This is a genomic window from Methylobacterium sp. J-001, from assembly GCF_022829565.1.
Lineage (GTDB): Bacteria > Pseudomonadota > Alphaproteobacteria > Rhizobiales > Beijerinckiaceae > Methylobacterium.
The window spans coordinates 63207-69876 of the sequence record NZ_JAKSYN010000112.1; the positions used below are offsets into that span (position 1 = coordinate 63207).

The 6670-nt window shown below is 69.2% G+C and carries 5 protein-coding genes; 2 read left to right on the top strand and 3 right to left on the bottom strand.

Annotated features, from left to right (window positions below):
* The first annotated feature begins 451 nt into the window (after positions 1 to 451).
* A complete protein-coding gene (locus MKK65_RS12470; RefSeq protein WP_147840823.1) occupies positions 452 to 1198 on the top strand; it encodes a phosphatase PAP2 family protein in 747 nt (248 codons plus the stop codon).
* A gap of 147 nt (positions 1199 to 1345) precedes the next feature.
* Here MKK65_RS12470 and lspA read toward each other — a convergent pair whose 3' ends face one another.
* Positions 1346 to 1873, bottom strand: a complete 528-nt coding sequence (lspA, locus tag MKK65_RS12475) for a signal peptidase II (protein ID WP_056250438.1) — start codon at positions 1871 to 1873, stop codon at positions 1346 to 1348.
* A 4-nt stretch (positions 1874 to 1877) separates the two neighbouring features.
* A complete protein-coding gene (locus MKK65_RS12480) occupies positions 1878 to 4061 on the bottom strand; it encodes a heavy metal translocating P-type ATPase (protein ID WP_147840822.1) in 2184 nt (727 codons plus the stop codon).
* A gap of 99 nt (positions 4062 to 4160) precedes the next feature.
* On the opposite strand from MKK65_RS12480, the gene MKK65_RS12485 reads away from it, so the two are divergent.
* Positions 4161 to 4562, top strand: a complete 402-nt coding sequence (locus tag MKK65_RS12485; RefSeq protein WP_147840821.1) for a MerR family transcriptional regulator — start codon at positions 4161 to 4163, stop codon at positions 4560 to 4562.
* A gap of 222 nt (positions 4563 to 4784) precedes the next feature.
* On the opposite strand, the gene MKK65_RS12490 is transcribed toward MKK65_RS12485, so the two are convergent.
* The coding region (locus MKK65_RS12490; RefSeq protein ID WP_243957989.1) for an efflux RND transporter permease subunit at positions 4785 to 6670 on the bottom strand (1886 nt) is incomplete at its 5' end.

Below are 6670 nucleotides of genomic sequence, written 5' to 3' on the forward strand. Positions count from 1 at the left end.
GACCGGCAGACTTCGGCTCGTAGTCCGTTCGCGCGGTAGCACCGCGGTGCTTCCACGGTCGGCAGGGCCACCTATGTCTGTCTTAGCACAGCACGCCGCCGAAAGCGGCCAGACTGCTCTCCACCCATCCCGGTCATAAGCATCTGGTCTATCAGGCTGCCCGGAAGCGGACACTCTGAGGGTCCGAGAAGGGTCGGAAGCGGACGGTATCAAGCGTCAGGTTTCGACCACTAGGCCTCGGGGTCGATATCCGACGTTTCAGGTCCTCCTCCGCAGGGATCTCGGCGTGGATGCGACCATTGCGGGCAACAAAGGTGCGGGTTCTCCTTGGCTCGCCGCTCACCGCGGGGGAACGGGCGAGGATCCGAACGGGTTCTTCGGCTCTGCCGCATGAGGCGGTGAGTGTCCCGAGCCAGCAACCGTCAAGGGACCGATCCAGGAGTTCGGGCGCATGAACCAATCCTCTCCGTCCGCCCGTGCCGGTATCATGGCGCGCCTCGGCAAACGGGAGATTGGTCTGCCCGTGACGCTGTTTTGCGTCGCCGCCCTCATCCTCGGGTTTGGTCTCCTGGCCGACAAGGTCATGGAGGGCGGCACGATGGGGTTCGACACCCGCGTCGCCCACTTCTTCCGTCCACCCGGCGCGGCTGGTCCGATTGGACCGGATTGGCTGCACGAGATGGCCCGGGACGTGACCTCCCTGGGCAGCATGGTGGTTCTCTGCTTTCTCATCGCGGCTGTGGCAGGCTACCTGCTCCTGATCCGCAAGCAGGGGGCAGCGGTCCTGGTGGTAGGCTCAATCCTGGGCGGGACGGTCATCAGCTTTGGCCTCAAGCTCCTCTTCAACCGTCCGCGACCCGAGATCCCCGGCGGCATCCAGGTGTTTACCGCCAGCTTCCCCAGCAGCCACGCCATGCTTTCCGCCGTCACCTACCTGACGCTCGGTGCCCTCATGACGCGCGTGGCGGCGGGCGCTCGCCTCAAGGCATACTTCATGGGGCTGGCCGTCTTCCTCACGGTGGTGGTCGGGATGAGCCGGGTCTATGTCGGGGTGCACTACGCGACCGACGTGCTGGCGGGCTGGTGCGTGGGGTCGGCCTGGGCGGTCCTGTGCTGGGTCGTGGCCCTCCAGCTCCAGCGACGCGGTAAGGTCGAGAAGCCCGACCATGTCGCGGGCGAGGCCGGCATCGAGGCATAGGACCCCATGCGTCGTTCTTCCTAAACGCATCCTCCGCCTGACTGAAGGAACGGACGCATCCCAGTATTCGTTCGATTAGCAGGACCGCATCGTCGATGCCTGCGGCCAGGCCGTCCGACCATTACGGGCACGACCGAAATGATGCCGTTAGGGGGCCCGTAGGGCGGCCGGATCAAGCGGCGCTGGTGGTCTCGGCCGGCCCGGCTTGCCGACTGCCTCCCAAGCTATCAAGGCGGCCCCGAGGCTGATCCAGATATCGGCCATGTTGAAGGTGAACCAATGCACCTCCGCCGGGTGCAGGTCGAGGAAGTCCGTGACGCGGCCGTCCGCACATCGGTCGATGAGGTTTCCCAGGGCACCGCCGGTCATGATGGCGAAACCAACTCCTTCCGACGCTCCGGTCGCGCGGAATGCCAACCCGGCAACGAGGGCCGTCAGCATTCCCTGAAGCGCAAGAAGGACGACCAGGGACGTCGCGTCATGCGCCGGAAGCAGGCTGAAGCTGATGCCATGATTGAACGCGAGCCTGAGGTCGAGCATCGGCAGTACCGCGTGCACGGTTCCGTCGGAAAGCCTGTCGACCGCCAGCGCCTTGGTCCACAGGTCGGTGCCCGCCGCGGTCACAGCGATTACGACGAGGGCGCCGACCTCGGCCCTTTCCCGTATGAGACGCATCGGCTCAAGCCCGGAGCAGGCGAAGGGCGTTGGCCGTCACTAGGACGGTCGCCCCGGTATCCGCCAGGATGGCCGGCCATAGCCCAGTGATGCCTGCGAGCGTCGTCACCAGGAACACGGCCTTAAGCCCCAGCGAGATGGCCACGTTCTGGTGGATGTTGCCGAGCGTCGCCCGGGACAGCGCCACGAGGGCGGCCACGTCCGAGACCCGGTCGTTGAGGATGGCCGCGTCAGCCGTCTCCAGTGCCGCGTCTGTGCCGCCGCCCATGGCAATGCCGACGCTGGCGGAGGCGAGCGCGGGGGCGTCGTTGATGCCGTCGCCGACCATAGCGACCGGGCCGACCTCCTTCAACGCGCCGATCTCGGCGAGCTTGTCGGCCGGCAGCAGGTCGGCCCGGACCGATAGTCCCAGGCCCTTGGCGATGGCCTCGCCGGTGCGCCGGTTGTCGCCGGTCAGCATCACGCATTCGACCCCGAGCCGGCGCAGGGCCGCGACGCCGGCGGCCGCATCCTGTCTGGGCTCGTCCCGGACCGCCACGGCGCCGAGCGCCTCTCCGTCCCGAACCACGACGACGGCGGTCTTGCCGGCTTCCTCAAGGGCCTGCACCGTCGCTTCCGCTTCCGGCGAGAGGCTGGCCAGCGTCGCGGCGTGGCGCGGGGATGCCACCGCGACCGTGCGACCGGCGACCGTGGCCTGGACGGCCTTGCCGGGAACCGCACGGGCATCGCGTACGGGGCGCAGGGGGATGGCGTCGGCCTCCGTACGTTCGAGGATCGCACGAGCGATGGGGTGGCTCGATCCGGCCTCCACCGTCGCCGCGAGCCCGAGCAGGGTGCGATCCGTCATGTCCGGGGCAAATGGGAGGACGTCGGTGACCCTTGGACGCCCTGCCGTGAGCGTCCCCGTCTTGTCGAACGCGACGGTACGCACCCGTCCGATGGTCTCCAGGGCGGCGCCGCCCTTCACCAGCAGTCCCCGCCGCGCTCCGGCGGCAAGACCCGAGGCGATGGCGGCCGGGGTCGAGAGCACGAGGGCGCAGGGGCAGGCGATGAGGAGCAACGCCAGTCCGCGATAGATCCAGGTGCCCCAGTCGGCGCCGAGCAGCAGCGGCGGGCCAAGCGCCGCCAGCGCGGCGACCGCGAAGGCGACCGGGGTGTAGACGGCGCTGAAGCGGTCGATGAACCGGGCGGTCGGCGACTTCGACGCCTGCGCCTCCTCCACCATGTGCAGGATGCGGGCGACGGTGTTGTCCGACGGCATCCGGGTGACCCTGACCTGCAGGGCCCCGTCCGCATTGACGCTGCCGGCATAGACGGCGTCCCCGACCTCCTTTGGCCGGGGCACCGATTCCCCCGTGATCGGGGACTCGTCGAGGCTCGACGTGCCGTCCGTGACCTCGCCGTCCGCAGGGACGCGGTCACCCGGGCGCACCAGCACGGTTTGGCCGATCACCAGGGAGGCGGCCGCCACCTCACGCACGGCGCCGTCCCCCTCGACCAGGCGCGCCGTCTTCGGCACCAGGCCCACGAGGGCCTTGATGCCGGCCCGGGACCGGCCGGCCGCAAAGCCTTCGAGCATCTCGCCAACGGTGAAGAGGAGGACCACCACCGCCGCTTCCTCGGCGGCATGGATGGCGAGCGCCCCGATGGTGGCGACCGACATCAGCATCTCGATGGAGAAGGGCGAGCCGTTGCGGGCGGCGGCGATGGCGCGGCGTCCGTAGAAGGCGAGACCCAGGAGCGCGCCGGGCCAGTAGGCGTATTCCCCGGCCAGCCCGGGCCGAACCGTCTGCAGGAGAAATCCGCTTGCGAACAGGACGGCGATGCCCAGCGCCAAAAGCCCCTTGCGGCTGCGCCAGGCGGGGGTCTCCGCCTCCTCCTCGACGATGGCCGGGGCCGCGATGCCCGTCGTCTGCGAGCGGGCGAGGTCGGCCGCGGTCGGCAGGGACCCGACGCCATAGCCGAGCCCCGTGATCCGGTTCTCCAGGTCCGCCCTGGGCGTCGAGCCCTCGTCGAGCACGAGGTCGAGGACCTGGGCCGTGTAGTTCACGCGCACGTCGCGGACGCCGGGCAGGCGGGTTACCGCCGTTTCGATCTTGGTCGCGCAGCTCGGGCAATCCATGCCCTTCACGCGGTAGCGCAGCGCGGCGCCCGCGGGGACCGCTCCCGATGTTCCTGGCCCTGACATGGCAAGCTCCGTCGACCCGGGCCTCGCGCCGAAGGGTCTGAGGCCCTACATGCACCCTGTAGCAACTACAGGGTCAAGGCCATGGCGCAGGCACCCCCCATGACCATCGGCGACCTGGCCGCGGCGACGAACACCCGCGTCGAGACGGTCCGGTGGTACGAGAAGATGAAGCTCCTGCCGGCGCCGGAAAGGTCGGCGGGCAACTACCGTCTCTACGGTCCGGAGCACCTGCGCCGCCTGAGCTTCATCCGGCGGGGACGGGACCTCGGCTTCACGGTCGACCAGATCCGGGAGCTTCTCGCCATGGCCGACGACCGCGACCGGTCCTGCGCCGAGGTCGACACCATCGCCCGCGCCCACCTGGCGCAGGTCGAGCGCAAGCTGGCCGACCTGACCCGGTTGGCGCATGAGCTGCGTGACGTCATCGGTCAGTGCGGCTGCGGGTCCGTCGCCGACTGCCGCATCATCGAGGCTTTGTCTCCCCACGGGGATCCGTCCTGAGGATGGATCGGCCCCGTCGGCATCAGGTGGAAGTGCGTCCTCCCGCCGATGTTGCAGAGGCAGTACAGAACGTAGACGCAGGCCGGGATGGCGATGAGGGCCAGGGCGAACGCCCGGCCGGCCGCGCGACGGACGTGGGGCCTGACGCGGCGTCGGCGACGTGGGCCGCCGCCGCCCCAGTCGGCGATGGTTCGGGCGACCTTCTTGCTCATGCCGACCCTCCTACTCGGCGGCGCGGAGATGCGGTTGGACCGGCTTGGGCCGATCCTTCCTCTCGGGGGCGACCGCACCGGCGAACCTGGCATAGAGGGCCGGCAGGACCACGAGGGTCAGAAGGGTCGCCGAGATGAGGCCGCCGATGACTACCGTCGCCAGGGGGCGCTGGATCTCTGCCCCGGTCTCGGTCGCCAGCGCCATCGGTACGAACCCGAGGGATGCCACCAGCGCGGTCATCGCCACTGGACGGAGCCGGGTCATGGCGCCCTCCATGATGGCCTCGCGCCTTGGCCGTCCCTCGGCGATGAGCTGCTTGATATAGGTCAGCATCACCAAGCCGTTGAGCACCGCCACCCCGGACAGGGCGATGAAGCCGACGGCCGCGGGCACCGAGAACGGCATGCCCCGCAGCCATAGGGCGGCGATGCCCCCGGTCAGCGCCAAAGGAACCGCGCTGAACACCAGGAGCGCGTCCCGGGCCGAGTTCAGGGCCGAGAACAGCAGCAGGAAGATCAGGAAGAAGCACACCGGGACGACCACCATCAGGCGCTGGCGGGCGGAAGCCAGGTTCTCGAACTGTCCGCCCCAGGTCACGTAGTAGCCGGCCGGGAGCGACACCCCCGAGGTTACCTTGTCCTGCGCCTCGGCCACGAGCGAGCCGATGTCGCGGCCCCGCACGTTGGCGGTGACCACGACCCGGCGCCGGCCGTTCTCGCGCGAGATCTGGTTCGGGCCCTCCGTCACCGAGAAGCTCGCGACCTGCTTCAGGAGCACGGACGCGGCGCGCCCGTTCGGTCCGGGAGGTAACGGCACCGGGATGTTCTCCAGGGCCTCGCGGTCCTCGCGCACCTTGTCGTTGAGGCGCACGACGATGGGGAAGCGCCGGTCGCCCTCGAAGACGACGCCCGCCTCGCGGCCCCCGATGGCCGCCCCGATGACGTCCTGGATCGCGGACGTGCTCAGGCCCAGGCGGGCCGCCTCGGCCTTGTTGATCCCGATCTCCAGGAACGGCAGCCCAGCCGTCTGCTCGACCTTCACGTCGTCCGCGCCCTCGACCCCGCGCAGGATGCCGGCGATCTGGTTCGCGGCCGCGGTCATCGCGCCTAGGTCATCGCCGAAGACCTTCACGGCGAGGTCGCCGCGTGTGCCGGCCAACAGCTCGTTGAAGCGAAGCTGGATGGGCTGGGAGAACTCGTAGACGTTGCCCGCGAGCGCCCCGAGGGCCTTCTCGATGCTCTCCTGCAACTCGGCCTTGGACAGGTCCGGGTCCGGCCATTCGGCTTGCGGCTTCAGGATGACGAAGGTGTCCGACGAGCTCGGCGGCATCGGGTCCGAGGCGACCTCGGCGGTCCCGGTCTTCGAGAAGACGTAGGCGACCTGGGGGAACCGGCCGATGGCCTGCTCGACCTTCAGCTGCATCGCCTGCGATTGCGACAGGGACGTCGACGGGATGCGCTGGGCGTTCAACGCGATGCTCTTCTCGTCGAGCTGCGGGATGAACTCCTGCCCCAGACCCCTGAACAGGATGCCTGCCCCGACAAGCAACACCAGGGCGACCGCGACGAACAGCATGGGCACGCGCAGGGCGGCCCCGAGGACTGGGCGGTAGGCGGCCTTGATCGCCCGGACGAAGAGGTTGTCGGTCTCGGTGACCTTGCCGGTGATGACGATGGAGATCATCGCCGGGACGAAGGTGAGCGACAGGACGAAGGCCGCGACCAGGGCGATGATGACGGTGAGCGCCATCGGCTCGAACATCTTGCCCTCGACCCCGGTGAAGGTGAGGAGCGGCACGTAGACGAGGATGATGATGGCCTGCCCGTAGAGGGAGGGCTTGATCATCTCCTCGGCCGAGGCCCGCACGGTGGCGAGGCGCTCCTCCAGGTCGAGCT